Source organism: Bacillus testis, from assembly GCF_001243895.1.
Classification (GTDB): Bacteria; Bacillota; Bacilli; order Bacillales; family DSM-1321; genus Bacillus_AD; species Bacillus_AD testis.
The window spans coordinates 1,775,614-1,793,988 of the sequence record NZ_LN851186.1 but is presented as its reverse complement, the minus strand read 5'-3'; the positions used below and the strand labels follow the sequence as shown (position 1 = coordinate 1,793,988).

Genomic DNA, 18,375 nt, shown 5'->3' with positions numbered 1-18,375 from the left:
CCTATCTCACCTCTACTGTTTCTTCCACCATTTCTCCGTTTAAAGACCATGTTTTCGTGTCGGTGATTTTCACCTTGACGATTGTCCCGATTGCAGATTTAGGTCCAATGAAGTTAACCAGCTTACTCTTAGTTGTATAACCTGCCAACACATCAGGATTTTTCTTGCTTTCCCCTTCAACTAATACTTCAACTGTCTGACCGAGATACGCTTTCATCTTTTCTGCACTAATTTCGTTCACAAGAGCATTGAGGCGCTGCAGGCGATCCCGCTTCACACTCATCGGTACATTATCTTTCATCTTAGCGGCCGGTGTCCCTTCACGCGGTGAGTAAATATACGTATATGCAGCATCATACCCTACTTCCCGGTATAAAGAAAGTGTTTCTTCGAATTGTTCTTCCGTTTCATTCGGATAACCGACGATAATGTCAGTAGTCAACGATAAATTAGGAATAGCCGCCTTGATTTTTGCGACAAGCTCCAGATATTGCTCACGATTGTATTTACGCGCCATAATCTTCAGGACAGATGAACTGCCTGATTGTACAGGCAAGTGGATATGATCGACGAGGTTTCCGCCTTTTGCGAGCACTTCAATTAAGTGGTCGTCAAAATCACGGGGATGGCTCGTTGTAAAACGTACTCGCGGAATATCGATCTTGCGGATTTCATCCATTAAGTCTCCCAGACGGTAATCCATATCCTTGAAATCTTTTCCGTAGGCATTGACGTTCTGGCCAAGCAGTGTGATTTCCTGGTAACCCTGTGCAGCAAGATGCCGGACTTCGTCAATTATTTCCTTCGGATGGCGGCTTCTTTCTTTTCCGCGCGTATATGGCACGATGCAATAGGTACAGAACTTATCGCAGCCGTACATGATATTCACCCACGCTTTGATCTTCCCTTTGCGCACTTTAGGTAGGTTTTCGATGACATCGCCTTCCTTTGACCATACCTCAATGACCATTTCTTTGGACAGGTATGCCTCATGAAGGATATTCGGCAGGCGGTGGATATTATGTGTGCCAAAAATCATATCGACAAACTGATGCTTCTTCAGAATGCGGTTCACGACTGATTCTTCCTGGGACATGCAACCGCAGACACCGATCAATAAATCAGGCTTTTCGAGTTTCAGAGGCTTTAGATGACCAAGCTCGCCAAACACCTTATTTTCGGCATTTTCACGGATTGCGCAGGTATTCAACAGAATCACATTGGCTTCATTCACGTCAAGGGTGGCTTCATAGCCCAACGCCATGAATATACCGGCCATTACTTCCGTATCATGTTCATTCATCTGGCAACCATATGTACGGATCAGGAATTTGCGCCCTTTGCCCATATTTTTAAACTCTTCTGGAATAGTAAAATCGCTGTGGTACTGGACCGCTTCTTTCCCTCGTTTCTTAGCGTCTTTCAGGGAAGGGGCTTCGTATACTTTTTCAAAGTATTTGCTGTAATCTTTTTCAATCTTTTTGTCTTGGTTTTCAGGTGTCAATAATTGAGATTCTTTACGTTGATTTTCATTCATAACGTTGATCCCCTTTCTATAGTATAAAGCTGCCTTTGCAGCTACATGCGATCTATTTAAATGACTGTAAGCTCAGATTGACAGCTTGCACATTCCTCTAGTATAGCGGTTTTGAGAGTATTTAACAATACCGTGGCTTCTGGGGTTTAGACATCAGAAAAAGCCTCTTGCCATCACGCAAGAGGCCCGCTTTCGGTACAGTTGATCAGATGAGCCCCAGTCCCTTTCCAGCTCGTTCGAAGGCATCAAGGGCTTGCTGCAATTCTTCGCGCGAGTGCTGCGCTGTTACAATCGTACGGATGCGCGCTTTACCTTTCGCCACTGTCGGAAAAGCGATGCTTTGCGCAAAAATCCCTTCCTGTTTCAAAGCATCAGATAGAGCAATAGCCAGGGTTTCGTCGCCGACCATTACAGGGGTGATTGGAGTCTCACTGACGCCTGTATTAAACCCTAGTCCATGCAATCCTTTTTTAAAGAAAGTTGTATTTTCCCATAGCCGGTCAATCAGCTGCGGTTCTTCCTGCAGTATATCGATAGCCTCCATACAAGCTATCGTAACTGCAGGCGGATGCGATGTACTGAACAAGAACGGGCGCCCTTTCTGGATCAAATAATCGCAAAGAGTCTTGGAACTTGCCACATAGCCTCCCAATACACCAATCGCCTTGCTTAAAGTCCCGACCTGGATATGGACGCGGCCATCGAGATTAAAGTGGTTGACTGTGCCTCGGCCATTGCTGCCCAATACGCCTGATGCATGGGCGTCATCCACCATCACCAAAGCATCATACTTCTCTGCCAGACGGACGATTTCAGGCAGTGGAGCGATGTTTCCATCCATAGAAAAGACTCCATCCGTTACGATCAGGCGCTTCCTGAATGACTGAGATTCCTGCAGTGCTTTTTCCAGGTCTACCATGTCTACATGTTTATAGACTTTCCTTGCCGCCTTTGTCAATCTGATGCCGTCGATAATGGAAGCATGATTCAATTCATCTGAAATAACGACATCTTCAGGAGACAGGATGGCAGACAGCACTCCTTGGTTTGTTGTGAAGCCCGATTGAAAGACCAATGCCGCTTCTGTATGCTTGAAGTCGGCCAATTTCTTCTCCAACTCCTCATGCATCGTGAATGTTCCGGCAATCGTGCGGACCGATCCTGTCCCCGCCCCAAACTCTTCGACTGCTTTCAATGCCGCTTTGCGGAGCCGCGGATGGGAGGTCAAGCCCAGATAATTATTGGAGGACAATTGGATGTATTCCTTTCCTTCAATCGTCACCCTAGAACCTTGTTCTGACTGGATTGGCACTAAGCCGCGATATGTCCCGGCCTTCTTCATTTCCTCAAGCTCTGCTTGCAGATATTCAAACCCCTTCATATTCTTTCATCTCCCTCACTTATTTTTAACAACTTTTTCAAGATTATGGATGCAGTACTACCTTTCCGCATTTGCCCGCAATCATCAAATCAAATCCCTTCTCGAACTCTTCCAGCGGAAAATGATGCGTGATAATGCGATTCGCCTGCACTTTGCCGGTAGCCAATAAATCGGACACTTGCTGCCATGTTTTGAAGATTTGGCGGCCGGTGATGCCTTGTACTGTCACTCCTTTGAATACAACATGGTTGGTCAGATCAATGGAAACCGGTTTAGTCGGCAAACTCAGGATGGATACTCTTCCTCCATTTGTCACCATTTCAAAACCTTGATTGATTGCTGAAGGATGGCCGCTCATTTCACAAACTACATCGATGCCATTCCCATCGGTCCACTCATTCACCTTCTCGACAGGATTCTCCTTGCTGCTGTCTACAACAAAGTCAGCGCCATTTTTAGCCGCCAATCCTAAACGGTATTCATTGATGTCAATAGCAATGATTTTAGAAGCACCGGCGGCTTTGGCAATTGCTACAGCCATTATGCCAATTGGGCCGCAGCCGATTATAGCCACACTCTTGCCGAGCACTTCGCCGGATAATACAGTGTGAGCCGCGTTTCCCATAGGCTCCTGTATGGAAGCGGTTTCAAAAGGCATATCAATCGGATTTTTCCAAATATTACTCTCTGGCACTACAATATATTCCGCAAAGCTCCCTGGAAGATCGACACCGATAATTTTTGTATTTTTGCATACATGCTGCTTTCCTTCCAGGCATTGAGGGCATTTTCCACAAACAATATGCGTCTCGGCGGAAACATGTTCTCCGACTTTGACTGAGGTAACTTTTGGCCCGACTTCTGCCACTACGCCTGAAAATTCATGGCCGAAAATATACGGCGGGTTAACACGACTTTGGGCCCAGTCATCCCAGTTATAGATATGGACATCCGTCCCGCAAATAGAGGCGGCAGTCACTTTCACAAGTACGCCATCATCTGGAACAGAAGGGATTTCCCTCATTTCCAAACGGGCCCCGTATTCTCTGGCAGACTTGACCAACGATTTCATTTTTCCATTCATGGTGTACATCTCCCCATTTCTAACTGTATATATTTCTATGAATTGATAACATTTTAACATGATAACTATATATTGGAAATATATTGTCCACACCAGAAAGACAAATGGAAGTGCTCGGAATATTTATTTTTATTTCAGGAAAAAAGTTTTATTGGTTATTTTTCTCGTTTATAGGTACACGCCTTGTCCACTTGTCCCTTTTCGGCATATCTTACAGAGAACTTACTTTAAAGGAGATGTTAATGAATGAGCAACATGAATAATGAATCATTCGGCAGAGAAAATGAAAGAAACAGGGAGGAAAGCTTCACTGAAAGCGGCTGTCGCCGCAATCGCTCTTTTCCGGTTCGTGCCAGACTAAATGAGCGCGACTTCTGCCGGGCCGTGAACCGCTGCGAACGCAGAAGAGAAGAATCCAGCTCTTCCAGCTCTTCCAGTTCTTCTAGCTCTTCTAGTTCTTCCAGCTGTTCTCACAATCGTCGCCGCTGTCGCTGCAGAAGAAGACGTTGCAACAGATGTAACAACTGGGGCTGGGGCTTTTGTGGATGCAACGGATTCGGATTCTGGTAAGGCTAAACGTATAGATTCATTGCATGACTCTTTAGAAAAGAGCCGCGGGCATTTTCCGCGGTTTTTTTCGTTCATTTATTCGGTGGGGGTTACATTTACCCCTACAGCGTTAAGCTGCACTACTACGAGCCCTTGAATATCGCTTCATTTGCCTATTGCGTTTTTCGTTTTCATTCTCTTATCGAATGGAAATCTTAACGCCGATTAAATGGATTATTTGCTTATTTTTCAGCCAAATAGGATTCACGCCTTGTCAACTTGTCCCCTTTCGACATATCTTACATAGAACTTACTTTAAAGGAGTTGTTGGTGAATGAGCTTTAGAAATAATGAATCATTCGGTTGTGAAAATGAAAGAAACAGGGAGGAAAACTTCATTGAAAGCGGCCGCCGCCGCAATCGTTCTTTCCCGGTTCGCACCAGACTAAATCAACGCGACTTCTGCCGGGCCGTACGCCGTTGTGAACGCAGAGAAGAAGAAGAGTCAACCTCTTCATTCGAAAGCAGTTCTTCTTTCACCAGACTTAGATGCCGTTGCCGCTGCAGAAGACTCCGCCGCAACCGCAACCAATAAAGAGAAACTTTGAAAAGTGGGGGCATTTATTCCCCGCTGATTTCAAACGGATTCTTACTGGCATTTGATTTGCAGCTTACACTTCTTTGTCTTTACTCTTGAGTTAAAGTGTGAGTCTTTGCGCGAGTTAGAATGGAATAAGAAGATTCCAGTAAGATCCAATGTTTAAATGAATAGCATAAACCTTTTGAGAAGAGACTGCGGGTACTTTTACCGCAGTTTTTTTCATTGCATCAGGTTAAAATTTTAATCACTCGAATTTTTCACTTATCCCCTGATCATTGATTAAATGAGTCAGACCCATTTTCCAGCCATTTAGCGGCAAACAATATATGGTCGGTTAGGGATCGGAATATGGATGTTAAACCGGGAAGCTGATCAATAAAAGAAAAAGGAATCATCAGAAGTACGTCCAGTAAAGGAGTACCCACTGATCATTCCACAAGTTGATTACATAAATTCAGCCAACAACTGATCAAAGTTCTCCTGGCTGAGTTGCAGGTTGCTTTCGGATAAAGGCGTCTGTGCATAACCAGGCACCAGATCTTGATAGGAAGGCCGATTCGTATCCTGATATACAATGCCGGTCACCAAGCTATTGTGCTTCATCAACGTTTGCATGGCTTCTTCACGATTTGAGGAATCGTAGCCTTCAATATCGGCCAGCTTGGTTAGATTTTCTTTAAACCAGTCATACGTATTAATTTTGTTATAGGTTACGCATGGACTAAAGACATTAATGAATGAAAATCCATTATGGTTGATGCCTGCTTCGATGATGCTGATCAAGTCTTTTAAATCAGTTGAAAAGCTTTGCGCTACAAAGGATGCTCCAGAAGCCAAAGCCATTTCGAGCGGCGAAAGCGCTGGTTCAATCGATCCCTGAGGCGTGGACTTCGTTTTGAAACCTGTTCCTGATCTTGGCGAGGTCTGTCCTTTCGTCAAGCCGTAAATTTGATTATCCATGACAATATAGGTGATGTCGATGTTTCTTCTGATGGCGTGGACCGTATGCCCCATCCCTATAGCAAATCCATCACCGTCCCCTCCCGAAGCAATCACCTTCAGGCCGCGGTTCGCCATTTTGACTCCTTGGGCAATCGGCAGGGAACGGCCATGGATGCCGTGAAAGCCATAGGATTTTATGTATCCGGATATGCGGCCGGAACAGCCAATCCCGGAAATGATGGCAAGGTTTTCGGGTTCTAGGCCCAGATTCGCCGCTGCCCTTTGAATTGCAGCCTGGACGGAAAAATCTCCGCAACCCGGGCACCAATTAGGCTTTACATTATTCCGAAAGTCTTTAAATGTTGCCATAAACAAACAACTCCTTGCATGAAGCATAAATTTCTTTGGGCAAAAACGGGTTTCCATCATACTTTAGGATGCTTTGTATCCGGTCCACATGGCCGACGTTCATTTTTATGATATTTGCCAATTGGCCGGTGGCATTATTTTCGATGACCACCACTTTTTTCGCCGAGGCGATCAATGGCATGATTTCCTGCGTCGGGAAAGGATGGATCAAGCGGATATGGGCATGATTGACTTTCAAGCCATCTTGTTCAAGCCTCTGCATGCTCTCTTCGATAGCCCCCCGTGTTGAAATAAATCCAATCATCAATAAATCCGCTTCCTCGTGCTTGGCATTTTTATATACCGGGACAGAAAATGGCAAATGGCTGATTTTTTTCATCCTTTTTTCCATCTGAAGTTTGCGATTTGCGGCTGTCTCCGATGGTTTTCCCGTCTCATCGTGTTCAACGCCCGTCACATGGTGGATGCCGTTTTTCATGCCCGGTAGGACACGAGGGGAAATCCCATCTTCGCTTAATGCATACCGCTTGAAATACTCCTCGCTATCCGGCAGAGACCCCTTCACCAATTTACCGCGCCGAATTTCGACTTTTTCCAATTCCAGTGGCTGCACGGTCTGTTTACCAAGAGAAAGCTGCAAATCTGACAAGATAATTACCGGCACTTGATATTCTTCCGCTAGATTAAAAGCTTCCGCCGTATCATAAAAAGCTTCTTCCACGGTACTTGGTGCCATTACGATTTTCGGTATTTCACCATGCGTTCCGTAAATCATAGCCATAAGATCCGACTGTTCCTGCTTGGTAGGAAGCCCTGTGGAAGGCCCTCCCCGCTGCGTATCCACGATTACCAGTGGCGTTTCCGTCATCCCCGATAAACCGATGGCTTCCATTTTAAGCGAAAGTCCCGGCCCCGCTGAAGCAGTGATTGTCCGGACGCCTGCATAGTTCGCGCCAATGGCCATGGTCGCCGCAGCAATCTCATCCTCCGTTTGGATGACCGTGCCGCCCACCGCAGGCAGCTTCTTGATGAGGTATTCCATGATTTCGGATGCAGGCGTAATCGGATAGGCAGCCATAAAGCGGCAGCCTCCGGCGAGTGCGCCCAAAGCGATTGCATCATTTCCAATCATAAAAAGCCGTTTGCTGCCATCCCCTTCAGCAAGCTTAAGAGGTGTTCCCTGCTCCTTCAACTTTTCCTGCATATAGGCATGGCCGGCTTGGATTGCATTCAGATTCTTCTGGACGACCTGCTCGCCCTTCCTTTCGAAGATTTCGCGTACCACCTCTTCAAAAACGATCAGATCCAGTCCGAGAATCGCACAGGATGCCCCGACGGCCACCATGTTTTTCATCAGTGATGTCCCTAGTGATGCAGCCAATTCAGTGAACGGAACGCTGAACATAGCAGCCTGGCAATCATCCGGCATGGATGGCTTGCACTTTGAATCGGCAATAATGATGCCTTTTGTATGTAATTCTTTATAGTTCACATCGATTGTTTCTTGGTCGAATGCTACCAATATATCTAAATCGTCTGAAACAGACCTTGTTTGCGATGTGCTCACCCGTATTTTATTATTCGTATGCCCTCCTTTGATGCGGGAGGAGAAATGGCGGTAACCATATAGATAATAGCCTAACCTATTTAAAGCGATAGAAAAAATTTCCCCTGTACTTTCGATTCCTTCACCCTGTTGCCCTCCAACTTTCCAAGAAAGCTGATTGATCATAGACCTTACACCCCTTTAGTAACGCTTTAAATAAAACTGCTGATAGCTTATACGGGCTTTCAAGAGAATATAAACAAAGTTTTTTAAATATTTAGATATTTAAAACGACACGTCTCTATCGGCATAGCTAAGCGATTACAATTCTAGCCAAAAGTGCAAAAAAAAGCAATACTATAAGCCAAATAATTTTATAGAATATATCCCTCTCACTTCAGCAATACTCTTTCATAATTACGGAATGCAAAGCCTTCCACTTGCTCCTCTGAAAAATGGAGCTGCAATTCTTCGATTAACAGCGGATATCGGTCAAAGGAAGTAAGCCCGGTCACATGGTGGTCGATCCCATCAAAATCAGAACCGAACCCTACATTTTTTTCGCCGCCTAATGAGCAAATATGATCAATATGGCGAATAATATCCTGTATCGCTGCAGGCCGCCCAAGATGTAGAAATTGAGGGACAAAGGTGATTCCAATCAAAGAATCCCTTTTGATCAATGCCTGTACCTGGCTGTCATATAAATTTCTCGGTGTTTCACATAATGCCCTACAGTTGGAATGCGAGGCAAATACTCGTCCGCCCAATTCAAGACAATCCCAAAATCCAGCTTCATTCAAATGGGAAAGATCAAGCAGCATCTCTTCTTCTTTGATATACGTGACTAATTTTTTTCCTTGCAAAGACAGTCCTGCATTGCGGGGCTCCTTCGCTCCATCGCCATATACATTGGCATAATTCCAGGTAAGGCCCACAGCCGTGACACCCAGGGATTGCAATGTCCTTAAGTTGCTAAGATTCTCCTGTAGACAATCGCAGCCTTCCAAGGAAAGAATAGCGCCTATTTCACCGTCTTCAAGCATGTCATAGTCTTTTTTGCTGCGGATCAGCTTGATATCACGTTCAGCAAGAATCTGGTCTTGCACCTTAATAACCATGGCTAAAACAGCCTGGAAACGCAAGGTTGGGGGAATATGCTCAGGTACGTAAAGAGCAAAGTACTGTAGTTTCGCTCCTCCTTTCCGAAGCCGCGGGAGTGTTACATCCATATCCGCCTCCCTTGTGAACGATAATGTTTCATCCAAAAGCAGCTTCATGGGAACATCACAATGCATATCTATTATTTTCATCGGCATACCCTCCTTCTTTTCTTGGAACCTGCCAAAAGAAAACTCGTTAAATAGATCTTATCTCCCACTAAGCCCGGAAAGCAATAACATTTTTAAAAATTTCCTCCAAAAGCAAAAAAAGCCTGCATGCCGCTTGCGCACTCAGGCTGATTTGCGATTGTTATCTGGGTTCTACAATTAGCTTTATGGCAGTACGCTCTTCACCATCAATCAAAATGTCTGTAAAAGCAGGAATACAGATTAAGTCTACTCCGCTGGGGGCCACAAATCCTCGAGCAATGGCTACTGCTTTTACAGCTTGGTTTAACGCCCCTGCACCGATTGCCTGAATTTCGGCAGCTCCCCGTTCACGCAGAACCCCGGCAAGTGCGCCTGCAACAGAATTAGGATTAGATTTTGCTGAAACCTTTAATATTTCCATTCCTTGCTCCTCCTTGTTTCATACCTCTTTCACTGCCGCTTCAGTGAAGTGCCATGAGTGATTTTCCTCTCATTTTCTACTATATTCATGCTTTGTCCTACTTATGACGGCCTAAAGTGCAAAAGCTCCCTTGCAATAACCGCTTCCTACATTTTCAGTCCATATAAAGCGAATCTTTAATCGGTGGGGGTTTTGATTCCCCCACCGATTAGCAATTGAACCAATCGGATTCTCACTGGCGCTTGATCTCCTCTCCCCTTATACTTCTTAGTCTTCGAGTTTTAACGCTAGTTGAAATGGGATAAAAAAGAACCCTGATTCATGAACTGCCCCCTAATCGTTAAAGTTTGTTTAACAATTAGGGCAGTCCATTTCTCAGAGTTCCTCTGTAATCAATCAAAAAATGGATGATCCTCATTTATTAATATAGGTTTAATACTTTTGGATTGCCCCGTTTTATCATCAACATCAATCAAAACAGCACTCAATTGCGCACGTCCATCTTTGGGCACGGTAAATCTGGCAGGCAAACTGTCAAAAAATTTCTGGATGATCGGCTCTTTCTGCATACCTAGGATCCCATCATATGGACCTGTCATTCCGACATCCGTCATATAAGCAGTGCCTTTAGGAAGAATACGATAATCAGCCGTTTGTACATGCGTGTGTGTGCCGATCACCGCTGATACTTTACCGTCCAAGAGCCAGCCAAGCGCTTGTTTTTCACTGGTTGCTTCCGCATGCATATCGACAAATATGATAGGCGTTACTTTGCGCGCTTCTTCCACTAACTCTTCCGCCTTTTTAAAAGGACAATCAAGCGGCGGCATAAACGTCCTTCCTTGCAGATTGATGACTGCCACCTGCAAAGCATTCCAACGTACATACGTAATTCCCTTGCCCGGCACCCCTTCAGGAAAATTAGCAGGCCGCACAAGATTATTGGCTTCATCAATAAACGTGAAGATCTCTTTATGATCCCAGGAGTGGTTTCCTAGAGTCACGGCATGCGCCCCCCATTCCAGGAACTGGCGGTAAATTTTCTCCGTTATGCCCCGGCCGGCTGCCGCGTTTTCCCCGTTAATAATAACCACTTGCGGTTTATACGTTTCTTTTAACTTTGGCAAATACTGCTGGACCATATCGCGACCAGGCGAGCCAACAACATCGCCAATAAATAATAATTTCATTTCATTTACCCTTTCTGCTTTCGAAACCTGTTTATTTTACATGAAAAGTATACCATATAAAGCGAAACTTCCAATGGCAGGAACTTCCCCCTATATCTATTTGAAGGTACCTCTCGGCGCTGCATGTTTACAAGAAAGAAGGCAAGCTGCCCATACGCAGCTTGCCTTCTTATAGATTGTACACAATCTTTATTTAGCATATTCAACGGCACGTGTCTCGCGAATAACCGTAACCTTAATATGTCCAGGATAATCAAGCTCTTTTTCAATGCGCTTGCGTATATCACGGGCTAATCGATGCGCCTCAAGATCATCGATTTGTTCAGGTTTTACAATAATACGTACTTCACGGCCAGCTTGGATTGCAAATGATTTTTCTACACCATCATACGACTCTGAAATGTCTTCCAATTTCTCCAGACGGCGTATATAATTTTCAAGTGTTTCACTGCGTGCACCCGGTCTTGCTGCAGAAAGCGCATCCGCTGCGGCAACAAGTACAGCAATAATAGAAGTTGGTTCTGTATCACCATGGTGGGACGCGATTGCATTGATCACAACGGGATGTTCTTTGTATTTTGTAGCAAGTTCCACACCGATTTCAACGTGGCTGCCTTCTACTTCGTGGTCAATCGCTTTACCGATATCATGCAGCAGGCCAGCACGTCTGGCCAGTGATTCGTCTTCGCCAAGTTCCGCTGCCAGCAGGCCGGACAAGAATGCCACTTCCATTGAATGCTTCAAGACATTTTGTCCATAGCTTGTACGGAATTTCAGGCGTCCCAGTATCTTGATCAAATCAGGATGCAATCCATGAACCCCCACTTCAAATGTGGTCTGTTCTCCGATTTCCCTAATTTGCTCGTCCACTTCACGTCTCGCTTTGTCCACCATTTCTTCAATACGCGCCGGATGGATACGGCCGTCCTGCACTAGTTTTTCCAGTGCAAGCCGTGCAGTTTCACGTCTGATCGGATCGAATCCGGACAAAATAACTGCTTCAGGTGTATCATCTATGATTAAGTCGATTCCGGTCAATGTTTCCAATGTCCGGATATTCCGACCTTCCCGTCCGATAATACGTCCCTTCATCTCATCATTTGGAAGGGTTACAACAGACACCGTTGTTTCGGCTACATGATCAGCCGCACAACGCTGGATTGCAAGAGATAAAACCTCTTTTGCTTTTTTATCCGCTTCTTCTTTTGCACGCATTTCATTTTCTTTAATCATAATTGCAATATCATGAGAAAGCTCTTTTTCAACACGATCTAAAATAATCGCCTTAGCTTCTTCCCTATTCAAGCTTGCAATGCGCTCAAGCTCTGTTTGCTGCAAACGAACCATATCGTCCACTTTGCTTTCTTTCTCTTCAATATGCTGTTGTCTTTGGTTAAGAGATTGATCCCTTTTCTCTAGGACGCTTTCACGTTTATCCAGTGTTTCGTCTTTACGATCAAGGTTCTCTTCTTTTTGCAGTAACCGATTTTCTTGTTTTTGCAATTCAGATCTTCGTTCTCGAATTTCACGTTCAGCATCAGTACGAAGCTTATGGATATCATCCTTGGCTTCAATCAGGGCTTCTTTCTTCAGAGCTTCGCTTTCTCTCTTCCCATCCTCAATGATACGTTCAGCTTCATTCTTTGCCCCTGCTATTTTGTTTTCAGAAAAAGACTTCCGCACAAAATATCCAACAACTGCACCGAGGAACAGAGCAAGCAAAATGGAGATGATGATAATAATGAGTTCCATCTTTTCACCTCCTCTTGCTATGGAATTATTTTCGATTTTTTTTGTTATGTCGGCATGTATATTGCGGGAGAGCAACATACAGCACATAGGCTTTTTTACAAATGGTTAAATTTGAAAAAATGTAAAATATACATATTAATTGTATAGGTGCATTTTTTCATTGTCAAGGGTTTGTGCCACCTATAGCCTTGAATTTTCAGTCATTAGAACGGCAGGCCTGCTTAGTGTTTGCGGTCTTGTATTGCTTTTCGCCCGCCTTTTTCATTAAACAGCTACACAAGAAGGCTTAACATATGCTGTTAAGCCTTCAGACTACTGTCTATTATTCTTCGAAGTCCAGTTGTTCCTGTTCTTCGGCCGCTTCGTCAACGACGATGTGTTCTCCATCAAGATTGTAATAGTCACGGATTTTCTGTTTGATTTCCAAACGCAAGCCATCATTTTCCTTAAGGAAAAGCTTGGCATTTTCACGGCCTTGGCCAAGGCGTTCATCATTGTATGAATACCATGCACCGCTTTTCAGAACAATATCAAGCTCAGAAGCCATATCGATGATTTCCCCTTCGCTGGAAATGCCTTCACCGTACATAATATCCACTTCTGCTACACGGAATGGCGGAGCCACCTTATTTTTAACAACCTTAATCTTTGTCTTGTTACCGACAATCTCAGCACCCTGCTTCAATTGTTCAGCACGGCGCACTTCAAGCCGAACGGTGGAATAGAATTTAAGCGCACGGCCACCAGGAGTAGTCTCCGGATTTCCGAACATAACGCCGACTTTTTCACGAATTTGGTTGATGAAAATTGCGATAGTCTTAGATTTATTGATGGCACCTGACAATTTACGAAGGGCTTGGGACATAAGGCGTGCTTGAAGCCCAACGTGAGAATCACCCATTTCTCCTTCGATTTCCGCTTTTGGCACTAATGCCGCTACAGAGTCAATAACAATAATATCAATGGCACCGCTTCGCACAAGCGCTTCGGCAATTTCCAATGCCTGTTCCCCTGTGTCAGGTTGGGAAAGAAGCAACTCATCGATATTCACGCCTAAATTTTGCGCGTATACAGGGTCTAATGCATGCTCTGCATCAATAAAGGCTGCTTGTCCACCGTTTGCTTGAACTTCGGCAATGGCATGCAAAGCAACGGTTGTTTTACCGGAGCTTTCCGGGCCGTACACTTCAATAATGCGGCCTCTTGGATATCCACCTACCCCTAACGCTACATCCAAGGCCAACGAACCACTTGGAATCGTTGAAACTTTACGGTCAGATTGTTCCCCCAGCTTCATGATGGAACCTTTACCAAATTGCTTTTCTATTTGTTTTAAAGCCATTTCCAAGGCTGCTTGACGATCACTACTCACTCAAGTTCCTCCTTCAAATTAAAAACTGTAATATTTATAGTTAAAGCTTGATGCTTACATGTCTCAATCAGCTGAATTACTATCTTTACTATATACTTTTTCACAGTGTTTGACAAGCAAAAAGCGAACGTTTATTCGACTTTTTTATTTGCCTTGGCCATGCTTAAAAACCGGGAAATTCCCTAGCAAATGGGTATTTTCGCAAAATAATCCCACACATTTTATCCTTTTTACTTTATGCAAAGATCTATTTACATACAAAAAGGAACTTCCGGAGAAGTTCCTTTAAACTATTAATCTCTCAATGCAGCCAACAAAAGAGAACAGCCTTTTTTTACACTTCGCAATCTGATCTGTTCACGGCTGCTTTGGCCCAGTTGAAGGGGAAAGGCTTGAGTATCCTTTCCAGGAGCGGCTAAACCGATAAACACCGTCCCGACCGGATGTCCTTCAAGGTCATCAGGCCCTGCAACACCAGTAAATGATACAGCATAATCACTATTGAATAAAGTTTTCGCTCCCTCGGCCATCTCTATGGCGCACCGCTCGCTGACAACGCCCTCGGTGATGATAGTCGATTGGCTGACACCAAGCACTTGTGCTTTTACTTCATTAGAATAGGATACCAAGCCGCCTTTAAACACCTTGCTGGCCCCGGGAACAGAAGTCAGCATTTGCTGGAACATCCCCCCGGTCAGACTTTCAGCACTGGTGACGGTGAAATGGCGGCGTTTCAGCTCCTTGACGGCCTCTTCTATGAGAGAAGTTTCGTCCATCCCATAGTAATACTCCCCAACACGGTTTAGGATTTCGTCCTGCACCGACTGGATCATCTTTGCCCCCTCAGTAGAGGAAAGATGCTTTGCTGTAATTCTCAAAGTAACCTCGCCATCCGAAGCCAAAGGAGCAATGGTCGGATTGCTCTGTTTGACCAGCAGATCTTCGATTTTTGTTTCAAGCAGCGCTTCCCCTATTCCATAGAAACGAAGGACGCGAGATTGGATTTTATCATTGTGTTTCAATATCTTCTGTAAAGCCTGCACCCCATAAACGGCGAACATCGGCTGCATTTCTTTCGGCGGTCCAGGCAACAGCATATAGGCATGCGATTGGCTAGTGTACAGCATACCCGGGGCCATACCGTGGTCATTCGGCAAGATTGTCGATTTTTCAAGTACAAGCGCCTGTTTTTTATTATTTTCAGTCATCTCCCGACCTGTACGCTTAAAGTAGAGCTGTATGCTCTGCAACGCTTCCAGGTCGAAAATAAGATCTGCACGCAAATGGCGCGAGATTGTTTCTTTCGTCAAATCATCCTTGGTCGGGCCAAGCCCTCCCGTGAACAAAATGAGCTCGGCCCGGCCCTCGGCCACTTCGATTGCCTGGGCCAGCCGTTCCGCATTGTCGCCTACGACCGTATGATAGTAGACATTTACCCCTAATTCAGCAAGTTGCTTGGACAAATACTGCGCATTTGTATTGGCTATTTGGCCAAGCAATAATTCTGAACCGACTGCGATGATCTCCGCATCCATTCCCATCGCTCCATTTCTATTTGGAATTCTTGAATACGTCCTTGTTCAGGGCAAAATAATCCCATCCTGACCAAATGGTAAAGAACATAGATACCCATAATGCAACCGTAGCAAAATCAAAATTAATAAATGCAAATGGCCAGTTATGCAGTAACAGTGCAGAGACAGCGATGATCTGCGTCCATGTTTTGATTTTTCCAAGCATGTTGGCAGCAACCACTTCTCCTGTCCCGGCAAGGATCAAACGAAGACCCGTTACGGCAAACTCACGGCTGATAATGATAATGACAATCCAAGAAGCGGCATAATTCAATTCCACCAGGACAATCAAGGCCGCAGACACCAATAATTTATCGGCCAAGGGATCCAAAAACTTCCCTAAATTTGTGACCAGATTATACTTGCGGGCATAATGTCCATCTATCCAATCGGTCACCGAAGCAATAATAAAAATCAACGCACCCACTAAATGAGTAACCGGCATTGTCACATCAGCAAAAGAGACGGTCCCCCAATCAAAGTCCACTAGCATAATAATGACAAAAATGGGTATTAAACAGATTCTCGACACCGTAATTTTATTAGGTATATTCAAAGCTAAAACCTCCAGATGAAACTTCCATTATTTAGTTATTTAGATTAAGTGTTATATATACGTCTATCTTTTCAAGACGGACAAATTTATGTAGAAGAACCCGGCATTAGCCGGGCTCCTTTTAGAGTACGGTTAGATTACTCTGCTTTTTGAAAAGCTATGGAGATATTTTGGTTTACACGCTCCGTAGGAGAAATCGCGTATTCCAGCAATTGACCATTTACATAAATATCAGTGGCAGTTGTGTTGCCGATTATCATATCTGCACCTTGGGCGCTAGATAAATCAATCTCTTCGCTTTCTCCCTCTTTCAGCATTCCCTGGTAATAGGACTTGCCCTCCGAGTCCTTAACGCTAACCCACGTCTCGCCTTTTGAAGTTAATTTCAGCTTAAACTCTTTGGCATTCGCAAGTTGATACGAACTATGCTTACCGGAAAAATCGGTAGATTTCAATTCTTGTTTCACATCATCGTCAGTACCTTTAGAATGATCCTTTTTCTTGTCTTTCTTTGGCTTGGATTGATCTTCATCTTTGGCGGTTGTTTTCTCATCCTGGCCTTTATCTTTGGAGTCAGAAGCATCCTTGTTTTCCACCACTTTGACTTGGTCATTTTGGTTGTCGCCGGATGATTGGTTGGATTCGCTGCCGTCCACCAGCTTTGTGGCAACCCACCAAATCAGAATAGCGGCTCCCAGAATAAAGACAACAACGAGAATCTTCGGCAACGCCTCCAAAAGCTTGGATTGCATCGGCGATAGTGTTTTTTTGGATTGTACCCGGGATAACTGTTCAGGTATTTCTTCATTATGGGAAGCAGGGATTTCATTATTGTACTGTTCAAAAAGCTCTTCCGGGTCCAAGCCGACAGCTTCCGCGTATTGCTTGATGAACGCCCGCACATAAAATTTACCCGGCATCATACTATATTCGCCGTTTTCGATGCCAACCAAGTACCGTTTTTGTATCTTTGTTAATTGCTGCAGATCATCGAGGCTAAGGCCGTTCGCTTCCCTAGCGGCTTTTAACGTATTTCCTAATTCAGTCACAAATACACACCTTCTATACTTTAGAAATCAAAGGAACCAAATTCTGATTCCCCAAATAAATGATTTTGGTTGATCGGTTCATATGTAATTTCTTCCTCAGGATCATTGCGCAATTCGATGATATAATCAAAATCATCCAGCGTGTATTCGGAATTTTGAACAAATGCATCTGGATGTTCAATGACCTTGACCGAATTCATCCTCATGATCTCCCTTACCAGCTGCCAGTGCTTTTCATTCGCTCGTCTTGTAGAGACAATGCCGTCAATGATAAATAAATTATTCTCATTGTACTCATCTTGGATCAGTTGACTTCGGATTGTTTGCTTTAATAATGTAGAAGAGACAAAAAGCCAGCGTTTATTGGCACAGACACTTGCCGCAACGATTGATTCCGTTTTGCCTACACGCGGCATCCCTCTGATTCCGATCATCTTATGCCCTTCTTTCTTAAAGAGCTCAGCCATGAAATCGACCAGTAAGCCCAGCTCATCACGCACGAAACGAAATGTTTTCTTATCGTCTGCATCCCTTTGTATATAACGGCCGTGGCGGACAGCCAAGCGGTCCCTCAGCTTCGGCTCGCGAATCTTGATTACTTTTATCGTATCCATAGTGGAAAGGATTGATTCGAGACGCTCAATGTTTTTGCTATCCTTTGCTTTGAGCAGTAAACCTCTTCGCCCTTCATCTACTCCATTGATGGTTACTATGTTAATGGAAAGCATGCCAAGCAATGAAGATATATCGCCAAGCAGCCCCGGACGGTTCTTTTGAATTTCATACTCAAAGTACCACTCTTTACGATCCATTGAATATCCCCCTGTCCTTTCAGACAACCCCTTTAGAATTACATAACTTCTTTAATAATAAATGATTCTACTGGATTATTAAAGAAAAAACATTAGAAAATTAATTTGCAATGCATTTTTCTCTTTTTGTTCATAATTCGCCCTAAAAAGAAGCCCCTAAATCAATTTTATCCGTAAAGTGGAACCGTTATTTTTTACACGTATTCTCCCCGTCGTAAACCTCATCAGGGCATTTAACTTGAACCATAATGCCTCCTTTTGAAAATTGTCGCTTGTAAAAGTAGGCCTATATCTATTAAGTCCGTCTAATAAACTGGAATATGTTAT

At 44.2% G+C, this 18,375-nt stretch carries 15 protein-coding genes; 1 reads left to right on the top strand and 14 read right to left on the bottom strand.

From position 1 onward, the window contains the following. Nucleotide 1 precedes the first annotated feature (1 nt). The 3 genes from miaB to tdh form a co-directional block, all read right to left on the bottom strand. Nucleotides 2-1,537: a tRNA (N6-isopentenyl adenosine(37)-C2)-methylthiotransferase MiaB gene (gene miaB, locus BN1765_RS09270; RefSeq protein ID WP_050614857.1), complete on the bottom strand. Its 1,536-nt coding sequence runs from the start codon at nt 1,535-1,537 to the stop codon at nt 2-4. A 205-nt stretch (nt 1,538-1,742) separates the two neighbouring features. Further along, nucleotides 1,743-2,918, bottom strand: coding sequence for a glycine C-acetyltransferase (locus BN1765_RS09265; protein ID WP_050614856.1), 1,176 nt, complete (start codon nt 2,916-2,918; stop codon nt 1,743-1,745). A 43-nt stretch (nt 2,919-2,961) separates the two neighbouring features. Then, nucleotides 2,962-4,002, bottom strand: a complete 1,041-nt coding sequence (gene tdh / locus BN1765_RS09260) for an L-threonine 3-dehydrogenase (protein ID WP_050614855.1) — start codon at nt 4,000-4,002, stop codon at nt 2,962-2,964. Nucleotides 4,003-4,885: 883 nt separating this feature from the next. Between tdh and BN1765_RS20015 the strand changes: the two genes are divergently transcribed. After that, nucleotides 4,886-5,146, top strand: a complete 261-nt coding sequence (locus BN1765_RS20015) for a hypothetical protein (RefSeq protein ID WP_147554169.1) — start codon at nt 4,886-4,888, stop codon at nt 5,144-5,146. 450 nt (nt 5,147-5,596) lie between these two features. Here the strand turns inward: BN1765_RS20015 and BN1765_RS09250 are convergent, their stop codons facing one another. The 11 genes from BN1765_RS09250 to BN1765_RS09200 all read right to left on the bottom strand — a co-directional run bounded on the left by BN1765_RS09250 (nt 5,597) and on the right by BN1765_RS09200 (nt 18,048). Beyond that, nucleotides 5,597-6,463 (bottom strand): 2-oxoacid:ferredoxin oxidoreductase subunit beta, encoded by an 867-nt coding sequence (locus BN1765_RS09250; RefSeq protein WP_050614853.1) that lies wholly within the window; start codon nt 6,461-6,463, stop codon nt 5,597-5,599. Beyond that, nucleotides 6,450-8,195, bottom strand: a complete 1,746-nt coding sequence (locus tag BN1765_RS09245) for a 2-oxoacid:acceptor oxidoreductase subunit alpha (RefSeq protein WP_050614852.1) — start codon at nt 8,193-8,195, stop codon at nt 6,450-6,452. Before BN1765_RS09245 ends, BN1765_RS09250 begins: the two co-directional genes overlap by 14 nt. Before the next feature lie 206 nt (nt 8,196-8,401). Beyond that, nucleotides 8,402-9,322, bottom strand: coding sequence for a dipeptidase (locus BN1765_RS09240; RefSeq protein ID WP_050614851.1), 921 nt, complete (start codon nt 9,320-9,322; stop codon nt 8,402-8,404). Between the two features lie 160 nt (nt 9,323-9,482). Then, entirely contained in the window at nt 9,483-9,743 is a 261-nt protein-coding gene (gene spoVS, locus BN1765_RS09235) for a stage V sporulation protein SpoVS (RefSeq protein WP_003211281.1), read from the bottom strand. 392 nt (nt 9,744-10,135) lie between these two features. Next, nucleotides 10,136-10,933, bottom strand: coding sequence for a TIGR00282 family metallophosphoesterase (locus tag BN1765_RS09230; RefSeq protein WP_050614850.1), 798 nt, complete (start codon nt 10,931-10,933; stop codon nt 10,136-10,138). A 189-nt stretch (nt 10,934-11,122) separates the two neighbouring features. Continuing rightward, a complete protein-coding gene (gene rny / locus BN1765_RS09225) occupies nt 11,123-12,685 on the bottom strand; it encodes a ribonuclease Y (protein WP_050614849.1) in 1,563 nt (520 codons plus the stop codon). Between the two features lie 322 nt (nt 12,686-13,007). Next, nucleotides 13,008-14,057, bottom strand: a complete 1,050-nt coding sequence (recA, locus tag BN1765_RS09220; RefSeq protein ID WP_075050793.1) for a recombinase RecA — start codon at nt 14,055-14,057, stop codon at nt 13,008-13,010. Nucleotides 14,058-14,350: 293 nt separating this feature from the next. Then, on the bottom strand, nt 14,351-15,592 hold the full coding sequence (locus BN1765_RS09215; protein WP_050614848.1) for a competence/damage-inducible protein A: 1,242 nt from the start codon (nt 15,590-15,592) through the stop codon (nt 14,351-14,353). 16 nt (nt 15,593-15,608) lie between these two features. Further along, nucleotides 15,609-16,187: a CDP-diacylglycerol--glycerol-3-phosphate 3-phosphatidyltransferase gene (gene pgsA, locus BN1765_RS09210; protein ID WP_050614847.1), complete on the bottom strand. Its 579-nt coding sequence runs from the start codon at nt 16,185-16,187 to the stop codon at nt 15,609-15,611. A gap of 137 nt (nt 16,188-16,324) precedes the next feature. Next, entirely contained in the window at nt 16,325-17,236 is a 912-nt protein-coding gene (locus BN1765_RS09205) for a helix-turn-helix domain-containing protein (protein WP_050614846.1), read from the bottom strand. A gap of 20 nt (nt 17,237-17,256) precedes the next feature. Beyond that, entirely contained in the window at nt 17,257-18,048 is a 792-nt protein-coding gene (locus tag BN1765_RS09200; protein ID WP_050614845.1) for a DUF3388 domain-containing protein, read from the bottom strand. Between the last annotated feature and the right edge of the window lie 327 nt (nt 18,049-18,375).

Bases quoted from the DNA above. Each gene is read 5' to 3' on its own strand.
- miaB (WP_050614857.1), bottom strand. From the start codon at position 1,537: ATGAATGAAAATCAACGTAAAGAATCTCAATTATTGACACCTGAAAAC.
- BN1765_RS09265 (WP_050614856.1), bottom strand. From the start codon at position 2,918: ATGAAGGGGTTTGAATATCTGCAAGCAGAGCTTGAGGAAATGAAGAAG.
- tdh (WP_050614855.1), bottom strand. From the start codon at position 4,002: ATGAATGGAAAAATGAAATCGTTGGTCAAGTCTGCCAGAGAATACGGG.
- BN1765_RS20015 (WP_147554169.1), top strand. From the start codon at position 4,886: ATGAGCTTTAGAAATAATGAATCATTCGGTTGTGAAAATGAAAGAAAC.
- BN1765_RS09250 (WP_050614853.1), bottom strand. From the start codon at position 6,463: ATGGCAACATTTAAAGACTTTCGGAATAATGTAAAGCCTAATTGGTGC.
- BN1765_RS09245 (WP_050614852.1), bottom strand. From the start codon at position 8,195: ATGATCAATCAGCTTTCTTGGAAAGTTGGAGGGCAACAGGGTGAAGGA.
- BN1765_RS09240 (WP_050614851.1), bottom strand. From the start codon at position 9,322: ATGAAAATAATAGATATGCATTGTGATGTTCCCATGAAGCTGCTTTTG.
- spoVS (WP_003211281.1), bottom strand. From the start codon at position 9,743: ATGGAAATATTAAAGGTTTCAGCAAAATCTAATCCTAATTCTGTTGCA.
- BN1765_RS09230 (WP_050614850.1), bottom strand. From the start codon at position 10,933: ATGAAATTATTATTTATTGGCGATGTTGTTGGCTCGCCTGGTCGCGAT.
- rny (WP_050614849.1), bottom strand. From the start codon at position 12,685: ATGGAACTCATTATTATCATCATCTCCATTTTGCTTGCTCTGTTCCTC.
- BN1765_RS09215 (WP_050614848.1), bottom strand. From the start codon at position 15,592: ATGGATGCGGAGATCATCGCAGTCGGTTCAGAATTATTGCTTGGCCAA.
- BN1765_RS09200 (WP_050614845.1), bottom strand. From the start codon at position 18,048: ATGGATCGTAAAGAGTGGTACTTTGAGTATGAAATTCAAAAGAACCGT.